At 67.9% G+C, this 19,617-nt stretch carries 10 protein-coding genes and 10 pseudogenes; 17 read left to right on the top strand and 3 right to left on the bottom strand.

The window, feature by feature from the left end; all coding sequences use genetic code 11:
* Positions 1-87: 87 nt before the first annotated feature.
* The 14 genes and pseudogenes from HYG77_RS00100 (at position 88) to HYG77_RS00035 (ending at position 15,554) form a co-directional block, all read left to right on the top strand.
* Positions 88-501, top strand: a complete 414-nt coding sequence (locus HYG77_RS00100) for a BlaI/MecI/CopY family transcriptional regulator (protein ID WP_109330087.1) — start codon at positions 88-90, stop codon at positions 499-501.
* A 26-nt stretch (positions 502-527) separates the two neighbouring features.
* Positions 528-1,480, top strand: a pseudogene (locus tag HYG77_RS00095) (M56 family metallopeptidase).
* A gap of 273 nt (positions 1,481-1,753) precedes the next feature.
* Positions 1,754-3,601, top strand: a complete 1,848-nt coding sequence (locus HYG77_RS00090; protein WP_244461399.1) for a DEAD/DEAH box helicase — start codon at positions 1,754-1,756, stop codon at positions 3,599-3,601.
* Between the two features lie 138 nt (positions 3,602-3,739).
* Positions 3,740-5,188 carry an NADP-dependent phosphogluconate dehydrogenase gene (gene gndA / locus HYG77_RS00085; RefSeq protein ID WP_109330089.1) on the top strand — a complete coding sequence of 483 codons (1,449 nt, stop codon included), beginning with the start codon at positions 3,740-3,742 and terminating at the stop codon, positions 5,186-5,188.
* An 88-nt stretch (positions 5,189-5,276) separates the two neighbouring features.
* Positions 5,277-6,666 (top strand): annotated as a pseudogene (locus tag HYG77_RS00080) (DEAD/DEAH box helicase).
* Positions 6,667-6,671: 5 nt separating this feature from the next.
* On the top strand, positions 6,672-7,550 hold the full coding sequence (locus HYG77_RS00075; RefSeq protein WP_208961538.1) for a DMT family transporter: 879 nt from the start codon (positions 6,672-6,674) through the stop codon (positions 7,548-7,550).
* A gap of 3 nt (positions 7,551-7,553) precedes the next feature.
* Positions 7,554-8,989 (top strand): annotated as a pseudogene (locus HYG77_RS00070) (GuaB1 family IMP dehydrogenase-related protein).
* Between the two features lie 282 nt (positions 8,990-9,271).
* A pseudogene (locus HYG77_RS00065) lies at positions 9,272-10,628 on the top strand (hemolysin family protein).
* A pseudogene (locus tag HYG77_RS00060) lies at positions 10,621-11,707 on the top strand (hemolysin family protein). Before HYG77_RS00065 ends, HYG77_RS00060 begins: the two co-directional pseudogenes overlap by 8 nt.
* Positions 11,708-11,742: 35 nt before the next feature.
* Positions 11,743-12,616 (top strand): annotated as a pseudogene (locus HYG77_RS00055) (3-methyladenine DNA glycosylase).
* Between the two features lie 77 nt (positions 12,617-12,693).
* Positions 12,694-13,985: pseudogene (locus tag HYG77_RS00050) on the top strand (CoA transferase).
* Positions 13,986-14,046: 61 nt separating this feature from the next.
* Positions 14,047-14,217 (top strand): hypothetical protein, encoded by a 171-nt coding sequence (locus HYG77_RS00045; protein ID WP_208961537.1) that lies wholly within the window; start codon positions 14,047-14,049, stop codon positions 14,215-14,217.
* Positions 14,214-15,178 (top strand): annotated as a pseudogene (locus HYG77_RS00040) (nucleoside hydrolase). Before HYG77_RS00045 ends, HYG77_RS00040 begins: the two are co-directional and overlap by 4 nt.
* A 169-nt stretch (positions 15,179-15,347) precedes the next feature.
* Positions 15,348-15,554 (top strand): hypothetical protein, encoded by a 207-nt coding sequence (locus HYG77_RS00035; protein WP_109330106.1) that lies wholly within the window; start codon positions 15,348-15,350, stop codon positions 15,552-15,554.
* On the opposite strand, the pseudogene HYG77_RS00030 reads toward HYG77_RS00035, so the two are convergent.
* The 3 genes and pseudogenes from HYG77_RS00030 to HYG77_RS00020 form a co-directional block, all read right to left on the bottom strand.
* Positions 15,520-16,409: pseudogene (locus HYG77_RS00030) on the bottom strand (metal ABC transporter permease). The gene HYG77_RS00035 and the pseudogene HYG77_RS00030 sit on opposite strands and share 35 nt — an antisense overlap.
* Positions 16,410-16,415: 6 nt before the next feature.
* Entirely contained in the window at positions 16,416-17,153 is a 738-nt protein-coding gene (locus HYG77_RS00025; RefSeq protein WP_109330108.1) for a metal ABC transporter ATP-binding protein, read from the bottom strand.
* Positions 17,150-18,013: pseudogene (locus HYG77_RS00020) on the bottom strand (metal ABC transporter substrate-binding protein). Before HYG77_RS00020 ends, HYG77_RS00025 begins: the two are co-directional and overlap by 4 nt.
* Here HYG77_RS00020 and HYG77_RS00015 point away from each other — a divergent pair.
* From HYG77_RS00015 to HYG77_RS00005, 3 genes are all read left to right on the top strand, one after another.
* Positions 17,928-18,110: a hypothetical protein gene (locus tag HYG77_RS00015; RefSeq protein WP_208963592.1), complete on the top strand. Its 183-nt coding sequence runs from the start codon at positions 17,928-17,930 to the stop codon at positions 18,108-18,110. The pseudogene HYG77_RS00020 and the gene HYG77_RS00015 sit on opposite strands and share 86 nt — an antisense overlap.
* Before the next feature lie 196 nt (positions 18,111-18,306).
* Complete coding sequence (locus tag HYG77_RS00010; RefSeq protein WP_208961536.1) at positions 18,307-18,663, top strand: DUF6194 family protein; 357 nt, start codon at positions 18,307-18,309, stop codon at positions 18,661-18,663.
* Positions 18,664-18,815: 152 nt separating this feature from the next.
* Positions 18,816-19,577, top strand: a complete 762-nt coding sequence (locus tag HYG77_RS00005; protein ID WP_208961535.1) for a MerR family transcriptional regulator — start codon at positions 18,816-18,818, stop codon at positions 19,575-19,577.
* Positions 19,578-19,617: the final 40 nt, after the last annotated feature.

Raw genomic sequence — 19,617 nt, 5'->3', positions numbered from 1 at the left:
GAACTATGACCATTACCACACGACTTCGCGCGGTTTTACTACTACCAGTAGTACGCATCCGCGTCGTTGTATCCGTAGAATCGGACCATGGCTGGACTCGGCGAACTCGAACGCGCAGTGATGGATCACCTGTGGTCCACTTCGGAACCGCAGACGGTGCGGCAGGTGCACGAAGCTCTGGCAGAGCGTCGCGAACTCGCCTACACCACCGTCATGACCGTGCTGCAGCGACTGGCGAAGAAGCACCTCGTCATCCAGCAGCGCGATGATCGCGCCCACCGGTACCTGCCCGTGCATCAGCGCGAAGAACTGGTCGCCAGCCTCATGGTCGACGCCCTGCAGCAGGCCGACAAGTCCGGCAGTCGGGCCGCAGCCCTCGTGCATTTCGTCGGTCAGGTCGGTGCAGACGAGGCGGACGCTCTCCGGGAGGCACTGGCTGCGCTCGAAGCCAAGGAACGGTCCGGCGACGGCAACGAGACGGGAACCGTTCGCGCCGTCTGACGTTCGTCATGCATGATGAGTGGGACATGGACGCCACCACCGCGCTGGTATTCGGCATACTCGCCCTCCTTCTCGCAGGACCGGTTCCTGCGTTGCTCAGCCGTGCCCGGTGGCCGCACCGGGCTCCGCGGGCAGCGCTCGTGCTGTGGCAGGCGATCGCCCTCGCCGCGGTCCTGTCCGCCTTCAGTTCCGGTCTCGCGATAGCCAGCCAGCTCCTCGTGCCCGGTCCGGACGGACGGCCCACCACCGCGCCGGTGGAAGAGATCGACGCGCTCGGCCTTCCCCTCTGGCTGCTGTACGTGGTGGTGTTCGCCCTCACCCTGCTGGTCGGCGCCAAGCTGATGTTCGCGGTGGTTCAGGTGGGGTTCCGCACCCGGCGCCGACGTGCCCGGCACCGCATGCTCGTCGATCTGCTCGACCGATGTGACTCGACGTCCCCGCTGGCCCGTACGCCCGACCTGAGAATCCTCGACGTCACCGAACCCATCGCGTACTGCCTGCCCGGCCTGCGTCAGCGGGTCGTGTTGAGCCAGGGCACGTTCGCCAATCTCGACGACGCCGAGATCACCGCGATCCTCACCCACGAACGTTCGCATCTACGCGCTCGCCACGACCTCGTCCTCGAAGCGTTCACCGCGGTCAACGCCGCGTTTCCCACCGTGGTCCGTAGCAAGTCCGCCCTCGGCTCCGTGCAGTTGCTCGTCGAGATGCTCGCCGATGATTCGGCGGTGCGTGCCACCGGGCCGACAGCTCTCGCTCGTGCGCTCGTCGCCTGCTCCGGCTCCACCGCGCCGAAAGGCGCGATGGCTGCAGGCGGTCCGAGCACGTTGCTGAGGGTGCAGCGACTCGCCTCCTCCGAATCGGCCGTGCCGGTCGCCATCGCCGCCTACACGGCGTCGGTGGCCATCCTGGTCGTTCCGACGGTCGCGGTGGCCGTTCCTGGCTCACCGAACTGAGCCGCCTGTTCTCGGCGGCGTAGTCACTCACGTCACAACTCCGCCAGTTCGGTATCCGGGCGCCCGTCCCGTACACTGGTTCACGGTCGCCACTGCGGCCCATCAACACTGAAACGGCACACAGCCCAATTCCCCGCACTTCCGCGAATGGATTGACCAGGTGACATGTGCCCTGGCTCGTCCCTTTGTGCGTGCTGCATGACAGCCCCGCTCCGCGACGCGCCCTAATGCCCGGAGAGGTATCCCGCGTGACCAACGCTGTGCAAATGACCGCTGTCCCAGTGACCGCTGTCCCCATGACGTCTGCAGAAGACGTCAGCTCTGTTTCCGAGGAGAACACCACCGAGACGGTGACGTTCGCCGAGATCGGCCTTCCCGAATCCCTGGTGCAGGCTCTCGTCCGGAATTCCATCACCACCCCGTCGCCCATTCAGGCCCTGGCCGTTCCGGATGCGCTCGCAGGCAAGAACGTTCTCGGCCGTGCACAGACCGGATCGGGTAAGACGCTGGCCTTCGGCCTGCCCATGCTCACCCGTCTCGCCCGCCACGAAGACCGGCCGGCGCCCAAGCGTCCCCGCGCCCTGGTTCTCGTTCCCACCCGCGAACTCGCCTTCCAGGTCGTGGAATCCCTCAACTCGTACGCGGGTGCGCTCGGTCTGACCGTGCGCCCGGCGGTCGGCGGCACCCCGTTCACCAAGCAGGTCGACCAGCTGCGCCGTGGCGTCGACATCCTCGTCGCCACCCCCGGGCGCCTCGGTGATCACCTGCGTCAGGGCACCTGCGTCCTCGACTCCATCGAGATCACCGCACTCGACGAGGCCGACCAGATGGCGGACATGGGCTTCCTGCCCGAGGTGCGTTCCATCCTCGGTGAGACCCCGGCCGACGGTCAGCGGCTGCTGTTCTCGGCCACCCTCGACCGCGAGGTGCAGTCGCTGGTCCGGCAGTTCCTGCCCGACCACGTGCAGCACTCCACCGAGGACGGGCGCGCCAGCGTCGACACGATGGCGCACTACGTCCTCCTGGTGGACCGCGGCCAGAAAGACAATGTTCTGGCGGAAATCGGTGCGCGCGAAGGCCGCACCATCATGTTCGCCCGCACCAAGCTCGGCTGCGAGGGCATCACCGACCGGTTGCGTGCAGTCGGGATCGCCGCGGAGTCGCTGCACGGCGGCAAGGCGCAGAACCAGCGCACCCGCGTCCTCGAGCGTTTCAAGAACGGCCGCACCCCTGTGCTCGTCGCGACGGACGTCGCGGCGCGCGGCATCCACGTCGACGGTATCGACCTGGTGGTCCACGTCGATCCGCCTGCCGATCACAAGGATTACCTGCACCGTGCCGGGCGCACCGCCCGCGCCGGTGAGAAGGGCACGGTCGTCGCGATCGTGCTCCCGAATCAGAAGCGCACCTTCCGGAAGCTGACGGGAATGGCCGGGGTCGACGCCACGGCAGTGCCCGTCGCGCCCGGATCCGAGGTCCTCACCACCATCACCGGCGCGAAGGTCCCCACCGGGCAACCGGTGAAGGATCCCGCCTTCCGCAGTGACCGTGGTGGCGACCGCCGGTTCGGCGACCGCGGACCCCGCCGTGAAAGTGGGTTCGGCGGCCGAGACGGTGGCTACCGCGGAAACCGCAGCTCCTCCGAGGGACGCGGTGACCGCCCGTCCGGTGGCCGCAGCTTCGAGGACCGCGGACCCCGCCGTGACCAGTCGGACACCCGGTCCGGTGGTTACCGGGGCGACCGCCCCCAGCGCGACGGCGACAACCGTGGTGGCGATAACCGGAGCAGCGGCTACCGCGGGGACCGGGACAACCGCACGTTCGGCGACCGGGCCCCGCGCAGGGACTTCGGGGACAGCGCGCCGCGCCGCGAGTACGGCGGCAGCAGCAGTGGCGCACCGCGCCGCGACTACGGCGACCGCGGTGAGAGCCATCGCGGCACCGGTGAGCGGAGCTTCGACCGCAGCGCACCCCGCGACTTCGCGGACCGCGACAATCGTGGTGGCGGATTCCGTCGGGACGATCGCCGTCCTGCGGCCTCGCCGGACCGGCGTCCCGCCGCAACCGGTGGTGGTTTCCGTAGCCGCACCGACCGCCGCTCGTACGACGGTTTCGACGGACCTCGTCGCGAACAGCGCAGCTGAGCGGTGCGTGCAGGACATAACTGAACATCGACATCGTTAGCGCGAATGCGCGGGCCGGCCTTCGTATGTTTGTCTGGGACGGCTCATTTGTTCGTACGCCGATTTCACTACCGCCGAGCGAGAGGGAATGCTGTATTCATGACTATCACCAACGAGGGCGCCCGCGCCCAGATCGGCGTGACGGGACTGGCCGTCATGGGCTCGAATATTGCCCGCAACCTCGCCCGGCACGGGCACACCGTGGCTTTGCACAACCGCAGCATCGCCAAAACCGATGCGCTCATCGCGGAGCACGGCGGCGACGGCGACTTCGTCCGGACCGAAACGGTCGAGGAGTTCGTGGCGGCGCTGCAGAAACCGCGCCGCGTGCTGATCATGGTCAAGGCCGGCGACCCCACCGACGCGGTCATCGAGGAACTCGCTGCGGCCATGGAGCCGGGTGACATCATCATCGACGGTGGCAACGCCCTGTACACGGACACCATTCGGCGGGAGGCGTCGCTGCGCGAGCGCGGCCTGCATTTCGTCGGCGCCGGCATCTCCGGTGGTGAGGAAGGGGCGCTGAACGGCCCGTCGATCATGCCGGGCGGCCCCAAGGAGTCGTACGAGGCTCTCGGACCGCTGCTCGAATCGATTGCGGCGCAGGTCGACGGAACCCCGTGCTGCACCCACATCGGCCCCGACGGCTCCGGGCACTTCGTGAAGATGGTCCACAACGGCATCGAGTACGCCGACATGCAGCTGATCGGTGAGGCGTACAACCTTTTCCGTGACGCACTCGGGTACGACGCCGACAAGATCGCCGAGGTGTTCACCGAGTGGAACTCCGGCGATCTCGAAAGCTATCTGGTGGAGATCACCGCCGAGGTGTTGAAGCAGAAGGACGCGAAGACGGGCAAGGCCCTCGTCGACGTGATCGTCGACGCCGCCGAGCAGAAGGGCACCGGCCGCTGGACCGTCAAGTCCGCGCTCGACCTCGGTGTGCCCGTCACCGGGATCGCCGAGGCCGTGTTCGCGCGCGCCTTGTCCGGCTCCCGGGAGCAGCGCAAGGCCGCCGTCGGTCTGGCGTCCGGTCAGCTCGCCGACAAGCCCGCCGACGCCGCTCAGTTCACCGAGGACATCCGCCAGGCGCTGTACGCGTCGAAGGTGGTGGCCTACGCGCAGGGCTTCGACCAGATCGCCGCGGGCAGTGCCGAATACGACTGGGACCTGCACCCCGCCGATCTGGCCACCATCTGGCGCGGCGGCTGCATCATCCGGGCACGTTTCCTCAACCGGATCAAGGACGCGTACGACGAGAACCCGACGCTGCCGAGCCTCATCCTCGCGCCCTATTTCCGGGACGCCATCGAGACCGCCATCGACAGCTGGCGTCGGGTGGTGTCCACCGCGACCCTGCTCGGTATCCCGGTCCCGGCGTTCGCCTCGTCGCTGTCCTACTACGACGCCCTGCGCGCGGAGCGGTTGCCCGCGGCGCTGACTCAGGGGCAGCGTGACTTCTTCGGTGCCCACACCTACGAGCGGACCGACGCCGAAGGTAAGTTCCACACGCTGTGGAGCGGTGACCGCAGCGAAGTGCAGGCCTGACCTTCCTCCGCCTCGGCCGTGACGCAGTGCGCTGACGTCCCGGTCGAGGCGTCGGGCGGGCCTACTCGCAGGCGGTAGCCTTCTGGGCATGCCCGAACACGAGAACACCTCCGCACCGGTGGGTGAGACGTTCCTCGGACTCGGTGTGCCCGCTGTGATGACCCATGCCCTCGACCGCAGTGGCATTCGCGCGCCGTTCCCCATCCAGGCCGCCACCATTCCCGACGCCCTCGCCGGCAAGGATGTGCTGGGCCGCGCTCCCACCGGGTCCGGCAAAACGCTCGCGTTCGGGTTGCCCATGTTGGTGCGCCTCGCGGGTGCCGCCAGTCGCCGCGGATTCCCCCGCGGGATCGTCCTCGTTCCCACCCGGGAACTGGCATTGCAGATCGAACGGGCACTCGACGAACCGGCACTGTCGATGGGACTGCGGGTGGCCACGGTGGTCGGCGGCATCCCGATCAAGCGCCAGGTGGAGGTGTTGTCGCGGGAGTCGATCTTCTGGTCGCGACACCCGGGCGCCTCGCCGACCATCTCGGTCAGGGTTCGGTCTCCTCGACGACGTTGCCGTGGTGACGGTCGACGAGGCCGACCACATGGCCGAGATGGGTTTCCTCCCTCAGGTCGTGCGGATTCTGGACGAAACACCTCCGGGGGGGCAGCGACTGCTGTTCTCCGCCACCCTCGACGGTGAGGTGGACAGCCTCGTCCGGCGCTACCTGCGCGACCCGGTCACCCATTCGACGGCGCCCGCCTCGGCCGCGGTGACGACGATGGTCCATCACCTTCTCTACGTCGACCGGGACGACAAATATTCGGTGGTCGCACATATCGGTGCGCGGTCGGGGCGCACTCTGATGTTCGTGCGCACCAAGCACGGGGTGGACCGGGTGGCCAGAGAATTGCATGCCGCCGGCATCTCGGCAGGCGCCTTGCACGGCGGCAAGACCCAGAACCACCGCACCCGCACTCTCGCATCGTTCGCGGACGGAACGACCCCGGTGCTGGTGGCCACGGACGTCGCGGCCCGCGGCATCCACGTCGACGACATCTCCCTGGTGGTCCACGTCGACCCGCCCACCGAACCCAAGGCCTACCTGCACCGTGCCGGGCGGACCGCGCGGGCCGGTGAGGCCGGGGTGGTGGTCACCCTCGTGACGGAGGACGAACGCACCGCCGTCGAGCAGATGACGCGCACGGCGGGGATCGACGTAGCGGGGGTGCCGGTGCGCCCCGGCGACCGGCTGTTGGCCGAGCTCACCGGCGCCCGCCGCCCCAGCGGTAAACCGGTGCCCGCACCCGACACCCGGGCGCCCGCCCAGGACACCCCGAAGAAGGGCCGCCGGGCCGCCGATACCGGCGATCGCCCGTCCCGGCGCGGCCGCGTCGGTGAGGTGCCGGCCCGAGCCGGAAGTCGGCGTGGACGCAATCCCGGACATGGCTCAACTCCGCACGGACACCGCAGTCGCGGAGCACACTGAGAGGCATGTCCCTGCCGCTCGCGTCGGTGCTGTGCGCATTGGTCGCGGCCCTGCTCTTCGCGTGTGCCTCGGTCGCGCAGCAGAGCGCCGCGTCCGTGGTCCCCGAGGATGCGGGCCTGATGACGTCGCTGGTGCGCAGCCCCCGGTGGTGGGCCGGTGTCGCCGGTGACGGCGGCGGCTACATCATGCAGGCCGTCGCCTTGGCGCTCGGGTCGGTGCTCGTCGTGCAACCTCTCCTCGTCACCGCCCTGCTGTTCGCGCTCCCCCTGTCGGCGAAATTCTCGGGCTACCGGCTCAACCGGACCACCTGGGTTCTGGCAGTCGCCCTGGCCGCCGCTCTCGCACTGTTTCTCGTCGTCGGTAATCCCACCGAGGGAAACATCGACGCCCCCTTCCGGGAATGGGTGATTCCTCTGGCGATCGTCGGGTCGGTGGTGGCCGCCGCCGCGCTCGCCGGGATGACGAAGATCGACCCGGGGTGGCGGGCCCTCCTCCTCGGCGCCGCCAGCGGCGTCCTCTACGGTGTCGCGGTCGCGTTCACCAAATACGTGGTGGAACTCGTTCCCCGCGGACTGTGGACGGTCCTGAGCAGCTGGCAGACGTGGTCACTGGTCGCCGCCGGACTCGTAGGGGTGTACCTGCAGCAACGCGCGTTCCAGGTGGGCCCGCTGTCGGCGTCCCTGCCGGCGCTGACCATCGCCGAACCCCTCGCCGCGGTCTTCCTCGGCATGACCGTCCTCGACGAACGGCTGCGCGTCGACGGGCCCGGACTGATCGTGGTCGGGTGCGCGGTCGCGGTGATGCTGATCGCCACCATCGGGTTGTCCCGGTCGCAGGCGCAGCGCACGGCGGGCACCGCTGCAACTTCCCCGGTATCGTCGTGAGACGTGCAGTTTCTCGACGGGCAACGCCCTCCCTATGACCTGACGTACGACGACGTGTTCCTGGTGCCCAGCCGCACCGAGGTCACCTCCCGGTTCGACGTCGACCTGTCCACCTCGGACGGCACCGGGACCACCATTCCGATCGTCGTGGCCAACATGACCGCCGTCTCCGGGCGCCGCATGGCCGAAACGGTGGCGCGCCGGGGCGGTCTCGTCGTACTTCCGCAGGACCTTCCGATCCCGGCGGTTGCGGAAACCGTGTCCTTCGTGAAAAGCCGGCATCTGGTGGCCGACACCCCCGTCACGCTCGGTCCGGACGCCGCCGTGTCCGACGCCCTCGCGCTGCTTCCCAAACGGGCCCACGGCGCGGTCGTCGTCGTCGACACCAACCGGCCCGTCGGCGTGGTCACCGAGGCCGCCTGCTCGGACGTCGACCGATTCGCCCGACTGCGGTCCGTGGCGCTCACCGACTTCGTCACGGCCCCGGTCACCGCCACCCCGCGCGAGGTGTTCGAACTGCTCGAGGGCCGGCACGATCCGCTCGCCGTGATCGTCAACCCCGACGGCACCCTCGCCGGGGTCCTCACCCGCACCGGCACGATCCGCGCCGGCATCTACCAGCCCGCGGTCGACGAGGCCGGGCAGCTGCGCATCGCCGCCGCCGTCGGCGTCAACGGAGACGTCGCCGCGAAGGCCCGCGCGCTCGTCGACGCCGGCGCCGACCTCCTCGTCGTCGACACGGCGCACGGTCACCAGCAGAAAATGATCGACGCGCTCGGCGCCCTGAAGAAGGCCGACCTCGGCGTGCCGCTCGTGGCGGGCAACGTCGTCTCCGCGGCCGGAACCCGTGATCTGATCGACGCGGGCGCGGACATCGTCAAGGTCGGTGTCGGACCGGGCGCCATGTGCACCACCCGGATGATGACCGGGGTGGGCCGCCCCCAGTTCTCGGCCGTCGCGGAATGCGCCGCCCAGGCCCGGGCGCTGGGTGCGCACGTCTGGGCGGACGGAGGCGTCCGTCACCCCCGTGACGTGGCACTCGCGCTCGCCGCGGGCGCGTCGAACGTCATGATCGGGTCCTGGTTCGCCGGCACCTACGAGTCCCCCGGCGACCTGCACGTCGACCAGGCCGGCAACGCGTACAAGGAAAGTTTCGGGATGGCGTCCAAGCGTGCGGTCGCGGCGCGCACCGCCACCGACACCGCCTTCGACCGTGCCCGGAAAGGACTGTTCGAGGAGGGTATTTCCAGTTCCCGGATGCGGTTGGACCCGGAACGCCCCGGAGTCGAGGACCTGATCGACCACATCTGCTCCGGGGTGCGCAGCACCTGCACCTACGCCGGCGCCCGCACCTCGAGGAACTGCACGCCCAGGCGGTGCTCGGGGTGCAGTCGGCGGCCGGGTTCGCCGAGGGCCGCCCCCTTCCGGCCGGTTGGTGACCGCAGCGCTGTGAGGTGCCGGTGGATGTCCTGTTCCACGGAACCGGACATCCACCGGTATCATGGGTCGCTGAACCACACCAGTTCTCGGTGCCGGACTTCTCCGGACGCCGAGGCCGAACGGAAGGACTCCGGTGCCCGCGGCACCCACACACGCAGCAAGCGCTCCACCTGTCATCGCCTCTGCAGAATCAGATTCTGATTCCGCCGGTTCGGAGGGCTCCTCTAGCGAGCCGGGCGACAAACCCGGCGGCCTCCTCGCTTCCCTGGTGGCGATGACAGATGGACATCGCACTCAGCATTCTCGCTCTGCTCGGCTTCCTCGCCTTGACCGCAGGCACCGCACTGTTCGTCGCAGCGGAATTCTCCTCACCGCACTCGAACGCAGCACCGTCGATTCGCACGCCCGGGGCGGTGACCGGCGTTCGAGGCAGGTCCAGCACGCCCACCGCACGCTGTCGTTCCAGTTGTCCGGCGCGCAGCTCGGCATCACGATCACCACACTCGTCACCGGCTATCTGTCGGAACCGGTCCTGGCCCGGTTCATCACCCCGGTGCTGTCCGCGGTCGGGTTCAGCGAATCTGCCGCCGCGGCAACGTCGTTGGTGATCGCCCTCGTCCTCGCCACCTCGTTCTCCATGGTGTTCGGGGAACTGGTCCCCAAGAACCTGGCCATCGCCCATCCCCTGCCCACGGCACGTGCGACGGCAGGCATGCAGGCGGCATTTTCCCTGATCTTCAAGTGGGCGATCAACGGGCTCAACGGAACGGCCAACTGGCTGGTCCGGCGCCTCGGCATCGAGCCCGCAGAGGAATTGCGGTCGGCGCGGTCACCGCAGGAACTCGGTTCCCTGGTCCGCACCTCCGCCCAGCGCGGCGCCATCGACAAGGGAACAGCGTTGCTGGTCAATCGCTCCCTGCGATTCGGTGAACGCACCGCCGAGGAATTGATGACACCGCGGGTGAAAATCGAGTCGCTGGCCACCACCGACACGGTGGCCGATTTGATCGACACCGCCGCCCGCACCGGGTTCTCCTGATTTCCGGTCGTCGACGGCGACCTCGACGACTCCGTCGGGATCGTGCACATCAAGCATGCGTTCGCGGTGCCTGCCGGTCGACGCCGTACCACCCGGCTCAACACCCTTGCGCAGAAGGTCCCGGTGGTGCCGTCGAGCCTCGACGGTGACGCCCTCATGGAGCGGATTCGTTCCGACGGAATGCAGGTGGCGCTGGTGGTCGACGAGTACGGCGGCACCGCGGGCATGGTCACCATGGAGGACTTGAGGAAATCGTCGGTGACGTCCGCGACGAGCACGACGAACCGGAGATCGACGTCCAGCGGATCGGTGACGGCTGGTCGTGCTCCGGTCTGCTGCGCATCGACGAGGTATCCGAGACCACCGGCTACACAGCACCGGAGGGCGAGTACGAAACCCTCGGCGGCCTGGTCCTGACCCATCTGGGCCGAATTCCGGTAGACGGCGACAAGGTGGAACTGCCCATACCCGACACGGCGCTGTACCCCGACGGCCGGTGGATCGCGACGGTGACCCACATGGACGGACGGCGTATCGACCGAGTGCTGCTCACACCGGTTCCCGTGGAGACGGACGAGGAGGAGGCCGACGATGAGTGATCTCTTCGGAATGCTGCTCACCTTCGTGCTGCTCGCCGGCAACGCGTTTTCGTCGGCGCCGAATTCGCCCTCATCTCCGCCCGCCGTGACCGCCTCGAGGCGCTCGAAGCGCAAGGAAAGAAACGTGCCCGGACGGTGATCCTGGCCGGCGAGAACCTGTCGCTGATGCTGGCGGCCGCCCAGCTCGGCATCACGATCTGCTCCATCCTGCTCGGCAAGGTCGCCGAACCGGCGATCGCGCACCTGCTCGAAGTGCCGCTCCACGCCGTCGGCCTGCCCGACGGATTGCTGCATCCGGTGGCGTTCACCGTCGCCCTGGCACTCGTCGTGGTGCTGCACATCCTGCTCGGGGAAATGGTGCCGAAGAACATCGCTCTCGCGGGACCCGAACGGTCCGCGATGCTGCTGGTGCCCGTGCATCTGATGTTCATCACATTGGCCCGGCCGCTGATTTCCTTCTACAACCTGTGCGCCAACGCCACGTTGAGGTTGATGCGCGTCGAACCCAGGACGAACTCGACGTCACCGTCTCGGCCGTGGAGTTGTCGGAAATGATCGGTGAGTCCCGCTCGGAGGGACTGATCGACGCGGAGGAGCACCGTCGGCTCACCCAGGCGCTCGAGACCACCGACCGCACGGTCAGCGAGGTGATGATTCCTCTCGACAAGGTCCGCACGGTGCCGCTGTCGGCGGGGGGGACCCGCCTCGGCGCCATCGAGGAAGCGGTGATCGAAACCGGCTACTCCCGCTACCCGGTCCGCGCGGACGACGGTTCCCTGTTCGGGTATTTGCACCTCAAGGACGTCCTCGACGACATCCTCGACGAGGACGCCGGCCCGGACACCGTGATCCCCCGCTCCGATATTCGTCCGCTGCCGCGCATGGCGACCACCACACCGCTCGCCGAGGCACTCGCGGGTCTGCGCCGGGCCAGTTCCCACCTCGGTGCGGCCGCGGACCCGTCGGGCCGGATCGTCGGGATCGTCGCACTCGAAGACCTCGTAGAGGAGTACGTGGGCACCGTGCGTGACGGCACCCACCGGGTGAACGGGATGAACCCGGGGCAGCGGACGAGTTGACCGTGCGGCCACCGGACAACACGGTCACCGGACGCCTGCTCGCGGTGCTGGCGTCCGGTGACTGGACGGCTCGACGGACCCGCCACCGCGACCGGGTGGCACGAATCGTCGAGCCGTATCAGGAACGCAAGGCGGCCGGAATCAGCCATCCGGTGCACGACTTCCTCTTCACCTACTACAGCTTGCGCCCCAACCAGCTGCGTCGATGGCACCCGGGTTACGGGACGGCGCTCACCGGTCCGGGGTCCGACGACTACCTCCGCTACGCCGGCTACCGGTCGGAAACAGTCGACGGAGACCCTGTTGTCACCGTCGACCCCGCGGTGCTCGAGCATCGCCGAAGCACCGTCGAATTCGTGGCCGGTCTTCTGGCGTCCACGGAAGCCCGCACTCCACGCCTGAACTGCTTCGGCCTGCACGAATGGGCGATGGTGTACCGGGGCGGCGCCGAGGCGATCCGCCACCACAGGGTGCCGCTGCGCCTCGGGTTCGACGGCACCGACGCGGTGGTCGAATCGATGCCTTTGCGCTGCACCCACTACGACGCGTTCCGGTTCTTCACCCCTGAGGCGGCGCCCCGCAACGAGTCCGCACTCGACCGGGACGGCCAGATCCGCCGCGAGCAACCCGGCTGCCTGCACGCGGGCATGGATCTGTACAAGTGGGCGTACAAACTTGGGTCGCTCGTCGACTCGGACTTGGTGATGGACTGTTTCGAGCATGCACTCGCCGCACGCGAACTCGATATGCAGGCCAGCCCCTACGACCTGTCCGAGTACGGATACGCCCCTGTGCCCATCGAGACTCCTCCGGGCGTGCAGAATACGTACGACGGCAGCAGCAGCTCGCGCAACGGGCCGCCCGCTGCGCGCCGGCCTGCTCGAGCGGTGCCGTCAACTGCTGTCGTAGAGTTCACCATTCGAGGCTGAGGGGGTTCGGTGACCGGGTTTCGACGTCTGCTGGGCGAATACGAGCGCAGTGTCGGTGTGCAGCCCGCCTCCCACCGCATCGAGTGCCCCGACCCGGGCGCGTTCCTCGCCGCTCGGCTTCCCGTCTTCGACCTGGCGGCGGGTCGCTCGCGGCCGTCGCCACCGCCGTCGACAGATTCCGGGTGTCCTGCGGGTGGGGTCCGCGGTCGTGGCGGCTCGACCCCGAGCGGATCGCAGCAGCGTTCTCCAGCGACCGACTGTTGCGAGTGGCGGGGGCACCGGTATCCGGGTTCGCTGAGCTGTCCGGCTTCTTTGCTGTCTCCGACGGCTGGGTGCGTACCCACGCCAACTATCCGCACCACCGTCGCCGGCTTCTCGGGGCGATCGATCTCGCCGAGGATGCCGGCCGGGAGGCGGTGGCCGGCCGGCTCCGCGAATTCACCGCGGCCGAGGTCGAGGAACGGGCGTTCGCCACGCAGGCCGTGGCGTCGGCCGTCCGTACGCAGGAAGAGTGGGCGGCCACCCCGCAGGGTGCGGCCGCGGCGTCGGGTGACCTGGTCCCCACCGTCGTACATCCCGGTCATTCGCCGGGGTCGCGGCGGTCCGGGCAGGCCTCCGCGACGACACCGCTGAGCGAGATCACGGTTCTCGATCTGACCCGGGTGATCGCCGGCCCCGTCGCCACCCGCACGCTCGCGCTCCTGGGCGCCGAGGTCCTGCGCATCGACCCGCCGTTTCTCCCCGAAATCGCCGTGCAGCATCTCGACACCGGGCAGGGTAAACGGTCGACGCTGCTCGATGTGACGTCGGTGGCGGGCCGCAGGCGGTGGGAGGAGCTTCTTTCCGACGCGGATGTGGTCGTCACCGGCTACCGTCCGGGCGCCCTCGACACCCTGCTCGATCGCGCACCCGCACAGGTGGTGCGGGGCAGGGTGAGTGCGTGGGGCCGCACCGGCCCCTGGGCGGGTAGGCGGGGCTTCGACAGCATCGTCCAGGCCGCATCGGGTATCTCGCTCGTCGAGGGTGGGCACGCCCCGGCGCGCTGCCCGCGCAGGCTCTCGATCACGCCAGTGGATACCTGCTCGCCGCCGGCATCGTCGACGCGCTGACCGCGCACCGATCCGACGGCTGCGGCCGGACCGTCGACGTCTCCTCGCGCGCACTGGTGCGTGGTTGCTGAGTGCACCCGGCCGGTCCGCCGACCCGCCGCCGCAGTTCCCGGACCGAACGCCGTAGTGTCACACGGAACTTCGGTCACCAGCCGCCCGGCACTGGCCGAGTACGACGACTACCCTTTCCCGGCCCGCCCGTGGGGCGAGGATCCAGCGGCGTGGGCAGCAACCCGCTGACCGGTCTCCTAGAGACAGACCACAGTCCACGCGCACGGTCCTCGCCGTGCACTATGGACGCGTGAAGACACACCACTACTCCCTGACTGTCACCTGGACGGGCAACCGGGGATCGGGGACCACCGGGCCGAGCAGCTACGACCGCCATTACAGGGCCCATGCCCACTGCTTCATCGCGCGGTCGGTCAACTTCCCGGTCAGCCACCGCCCCACCGTCCGCGTCGCCGAATGAGCGCCCCCGCGCAGCGCCTGATCGTCGATGTCGACACCGGAATCGACGATTCGCTGGCCCTTCTGTATCTGCTGGCCAGCCCGGAAGCGGAGATCCTCGGGATCGCCAGCACCGCCGGGAACGTGCCCGTCGAGCAGGTCGCAGCGAACAATCTGAACTGGCTCGGGCTGTGCCGTGCACCCGACATCGAAGTGGCCCTCGGTGCGCGGGTGCCGCTCGACTGCCCGTTGCGGACCACCGAGGACACGCACGGGCCGCAGGGCATCGGGTACGCCGTCCTCCCCGACTCCGGCCGGTCCCTCTCGGGGCGGGACGCGACCACGATGTGGGTCGAACTCGTCCGCGAGCATCCCGGCGAGGTCACCGGACTCGTCACCGGACCGCTGACCAATCTGGCGTTGGCAATCCGCGCGGAACCCGAACTTCCCGGCTGCTGCACCGGCTGGTGGTGATGGGCGGCGCCTACAACCATCCGGGCAACACCACCCCCACCACCGAATGGAACGTCTCCGTCGACCCCGAGGCCGCGAAGGAGGTGTTCGACGCTTTCTCCGGGCTCCCGGAGGGCCGGCGTCCCATCCTCTGCGGGCTCGACATCACCGAGACCATCGAAATGACACCGGACCATGTTCGCCGTCTCGCCGAAGCGGCGGGAAGTGTTCCCGCCGAGGTCATCTCACCGGAGGATGCGCCGCACATCCGGTCACGGACCAGCAACCCGGTGATCCGTCACCTGTCGGACGCCATCCGGTTCTACATGGATTTTCACCGCAGCCACAACCAGGGCTTCATCGCACACATGCACGACCCGTTCGCTGCGGCGGTGGCGTTGAACCCGGACCTCGCCCGGACACGTCCGGCCACCGTCGACGTCGAACTCCATGGAACCCTCACCAGGGCACCACGGTCGCGGACTGGGTCGGCCACTGGAACCGAGAACCCAACGCGGACATCGCGGTGAGCACCGACCCGGCCACGTTCTTCGACGACCTCATCGACCGGGTCGGCCGCTATGCGAAATCCGTCGGCTGACACCGACGGCCGCGTCTTTCCGGCTCGTGACATCTCTGCCGCCAGAAAGGTGGTGCGCGCCGGGCCGCGGGCGCGCAGACTGGTAGCAGGAGGTCATCATGCGCTTACTCAATGGCCTGCTCGGCGTGGTGACGGGGATTCTCACGGCCCTGCTCGGCACAGTGCTGGGAATCCTCGCCGCCGTAGTGTGGCTCGTCGGTGGGGTGCTCTGTGTGACGGTGATTCTGCTGCCGCTCGGGATTCCCGTCCTGAAGCTCGGCCGCCGACTGTTCACCCTTGCCGGGCAGCTGATGCATCTTCCCTGAGCGACCGCCGCCGTGACGCGGTGATTCTGCGACCGATGACGCCCTGACGAGGCGCGAAAAGGTACGCCAGGGCGAACGCTGCACCCTGGGACAGCACGACCATGCCGCCGCTGGCGGTGTCGAGATGATAGCTCAGGTACAGCCCTGTGACCGCGCAGACGGCCGAGATCGCGGGTGCGATGATCAGCATGCGGTGAAAGCTGTCGGTGAGCAGGTAGGCCGTGGATCCGGGGATGATGAGCATGGCCACCACCAGAATCACACCCACCGCCTGCAAGGCCACCACAGCGGTGAGCGCGAGTAATCCCAGGAGCGCGGCCCCAGCAGCCGGGGATTGAGACCGATGGCGTGGGCGTGGGTGCGGTCGAAGGCGTAGAGCGTGAAGTCGCGGCGTTTGACGATCAGAGCGACGAAGACGACGGCGCCGAGGATCGCGATCTGGATGAGATCGGAGCGGCTGACGCCCAGCAGGTTGCCGAAGATGATGTGGTTGAGGTCGGTTTGGCTCGGAGTTACCGAAACCAGGACCAGGCCGAGGGCGAACAAGGTGGAGAACACGATTCCGATCGCGGCGTCTTCCTTGACACGACTGGTGTCGCGGACCACCCCGATCAGTGCCACCGCCAGGAATCCGAAGATCACTGCGCCGAGGGCGAAGGGGGCGCCGACGATGTAGGCGAGGACGACGCCGGGCAGGACGGCGTGCGAGACGGCATCGCCCATCAGCGACCACCCGATCAGCACCAGCCAGCACGACAACACCGCGCACACCACCGACGCGATCAGGGTGGTGATCAGTGCGCGGACCATGAAGTCGTAACGCAGCGGGTCGACAAAGAAGTCGATCACGTTCATGGGGTGTCAGGTCCTTGTCATCACGTCGAGGCCGAAGGCCGACGCCAGGTTCGCCGGTTGCAGAACGAGCGTCGGGTCGCCGTGCGCGAGCACCGTGCGCATCAGCAGGATCGCCTCGTCCGCCAGCGCCGGCAGCGCGTGCAGGTCATGAGTGGAGACGAGGATGGCCGCACCTGCACCGGCGAGTTCCCGCAGCAACGTGGTGATGGTGGCCTCGGAGCGTTTGTCGACCCCCGCGAACGGTTCGTCCAACAGCAGGATCGTTGCCTCCTGGGCGATTCCCCGGGCCACGAAAGTACGTTTCTTCTGGCCGCCGGACAATTGCCCGATCTGCCGGTCCGCCAAGTCGGTGAGTTCCACGCGTTCGAGGGCGTGGTCGACGGCCGAACGATCAGCCTTCCCGGGCCGCCGGGTCAGGCCCATGCGACCGTAGCGGCCGGTCATCACCACATCTCGCACGGACAGTGGAAAGGCCCAATCCACCTCCTCGCTCTGCGGAACATAACCCAGGACACCGGTTTTACGCGCGGTGGCCGGGGCCTGGCCGTTGATGCGGACCGTGCCGGTATCGGGTTTGACCGTTCCCATGATCGATTTGAACAGTGTGGATTTGCCGGAGCCGTTCATCCCGACCAGCCCGCACACCCGTCCTGCCTGCAGGGAGAGGGAGACCCTGTCGAGCGCGAGGACGTCACCGTAGTGGACTGTGACGTCCTGCACCTCGACGGCCGGCTGGGGAGTCATGGCCGTTGTCCGTTCAAAGCGGACGTGAGGGTCTCGGCGTCGTGCCGGATCAAATCAAGGTAGGTCGGCACGGGTCCGCCCTGCTCCGACAGCGAATCGACGTAGAGGGTTCCGCCGAAAGCGGCGTCGGTGGCTTCCACCACGCGTTGCATCGGCGCATCCGACACCGTCGACTCACAGAACACCGCGGGTACCCGGTTCTGCTTGACGAACTCGATCGTCGACGCGATCTGCTGGGGGGTGGCCTGTTGTTCGGCATTGACCGGCCAGATGTACTTCTCGGTCAACCCCGCATCGCGCGCAAGATACGAAAACGCTCCTTCGCACGTGACCAGCGCCCGTTCATTCACCGGCAACGCGCTCAATTCGGCGACCAATTCGTCCTGCACCTGCTGCAGTCGGGCCTTGTAGGCATCACCGTTGGTGCGATACTCGCTCGCGTGTTCGGGATCGAGGCCGCTGAACGCGGTGACCATGTTGTCGACGTAGATCTGCACATTCAGGGTGACATCCACGCGTGCGGATTCGGTTTGCCCGCGTAGGCATCTTCGCCGATGCCGATCGGCTCGACCCCGTCGCTGACGACCACATGCTCGACATCCAGCCCCTCGACGAATTGGGCGAACCAGGCCTCCAGATTCATCCCGTTGTCGAGGATCAGGTCGGCCTCGGCCGCCTTCCTGATATCGCCCGGTGTCGGCTCGTAACCGTGAATTTCCGTGCCCGCTTTGGTGAGCGACTCCACCGTCAGGTGCTCCCCCGACGTTCTCCGCGATGTCGGCGAGAACAGTGAAGGTGGTCAACACCACCGGTTTGCCGTCGGCGGGCCCGGCCGCACCCTCGGCGCACCCGGACAGCATCAGCGTCGCGGCGAGAGCTGCCAGTATCGCCGCGACCGTGGTTGCCCGTCGCCGCCTGCCCAACCCGAAGTCCGTTGTTTTCACAGTCGAATCATAATGTTCGGCTTTCCGAAACTACAAGTGTGGGTCATCCCGCCGCGGAAGGTGCGCGGTGGAGCGCCGATCGCACTGCGCCGAGCCGGGACCTTCGCGGTCCCGAGGTGTTGCTCCTGACGTAGCGTGAGGTTTTACGGTGGCCTGCATGACCGCGAACGACCCGGAAACATCAGCTCACGCAGGAACACATCATTGCGGTGGCTCTCGAACTGCCTGGGATCACGGTGGTGACGGCCAGTGAAGAGGGCGGCGCTCCGCGGAGTTCCTGGGGAGACACCTTCTTCTCCTACTATCCTGATGGCGACCCGCCGGCGGAGCAGCGTTTCCCGTTCGCCACCATCGTGACGAACGACGTCGAGGGGTGGGACACCTCTTCGAACTTGAACCGGCAGGGCGTATTTCGTCTCAATGTCTCGGTCGGCCGGGGCCGCTTCCGCGAACTACTCGGCTTCTCACCGGTAATACGCAGCGCAGCAGCGGCATCGATTACAGCGCACTGGACCGACTGCTCCCCCACCCGAACTACGCAGCCCAATCATGGGTATCGATCCTGAACCCGGGAGTGGCGACGGCGCACTTCGTGCCGGGGTTACTTGCCCTCGCGCACGGCCGAGTGAGGGCGCGACACTTGCGGCGCAGTTCACGATGAACGCCGTCTTCCCTCCGAGTGCGCCCCCGCCGCGCCGCGACGATGCATGATCGCGAGATGGACGGGTACACAGTTGGGCAACTGGCGGCGCTGTCGGGTATTTCCGTCCGTACCCTCCATCATTACGACAGCATCGGCCTGCTGAAGCCGCACGGGCGCAGCGCGGCCAACCACCGCGTGTACTCCGCCGACGACTTGCAGCGTTTGCGGCACATACTCTTCTACCGAGAGCTGGAGTTCGGGCTCGGTGAGATCGCCGACATGCTGGCCGAGCCCCACGCCCGCGTCGACGATCACCTCCGCCGACAGCACCGCCTCCTGCGGCAGCGTCAGGCACGCACCGAGGAATTGCTCGACGCCATCGAAAAGGAAATGCGCGCTCGACACATGGGGGTGACACTGTCCCCGGAAGCGCAGCTCGACATCTTCAACACCGACAGTTTCGGTGAACGACTGCGCGAGGCCGAGCAGCGGTGGGCCGAGTCGAATCAGAACCAGGAACTACCGCGGCGAACCGCCGCCTATACCAAGGACGACTGGGTGGCGATCAAGGCAGACGCCGATGCCAACATCCAGGCATTCGTCGACGCGATAACCGCGGGTGAGCCGGCCACCGGCGCAGTCGCGATGCAGGCCGCCGAAAACCACCGTGCCCACATCGCACGGTGGTTCTTCGACTGCACCCACCGACAGCACCGGGACGTGGCTGCCCCTCTACCTCGCCGACCCGGCGGCCGCCGCGCACTGGAACGAGATGGCACCCGGTTCGCGCACTACGTTCACGACGCGATACTGGCAAACGCCGACCGCGCCGGCTGACGACCTGACGACCACCGGACTTTTCGGTTGGTCACGAACC

Origin of the sequence: Rhodococcus sp. ZPP (genome assembly GCF_017656075.1) — a bacterium.
In the GTDB taxonomy this organism is placed as follows: domain Bacteria; phylum Actinomycetota; class Actinomycetes; order Mycobacteriales; family Mycobacteriaceae; genus Rhodococcus_F; species Rhodococcus_F oxybenzonivorans.
Note: the sequence above shows the minus strand (reverse complement) of the source record. Positions and strands in the feature narration are given on the sequence as shown.

Coding starts and splice junctions, on each gene's coding strand:
- gndA (WP_109330089.1), top strand. CDS start 3,740: ATGACTATCACCAACGAGGGCGCCCGCGCCCAGATCGGCGTGACGGGA.
- HYG77_RS00025 (WP_109330108.1), bottom strand. CDS start 17,153: ATGACTCCCCAGCCGGCCGTCGAGGTGCAGGACGTCACAGTCCACTAC.
- HYG77_RS00015 (WP_208963592.1), top strand. CDS start 17,928: ATGTCGGCGAGAACAGTGAAGGTGGTCAACACCACCGGTTTGCCGTCG.
- HYG77_RS00005 (WP_208961535.1), top strand. CDS start 18,816: ATGGACGGGTACACAGTTGGGCAACTGGCGGCGCTGTCGGGTATTTCC.
- HYG77_RS00090 (WP_244461399.1), top strand. CDS start 1,754: ATGACGTCTGCAGAAGACGTCAGCTCTGTTTCCGAGGAGAACACCACC.
- HYG77_RS00075 (WP_208961538.1), top strand. CDS start 6,672: ATGTCCCTGCCGCTCGCGTCGGTGCTGTGCGCATTGGTCGCGGCCCTG.
- HYG77_RS00100 (WP_109330087.1), top strand. CDS start 88: ATGGCTGGACTCGGCGAACTCGAACGCGCAGTGATGGATCACCTGTGG.
- HYG77_RS00035 (WP_109330106.1), top strand. CDS start 15,348: ATGCGCTTACTCAATGGCCTGCTCGGCGTGGTGACGGGGATTCTCACG.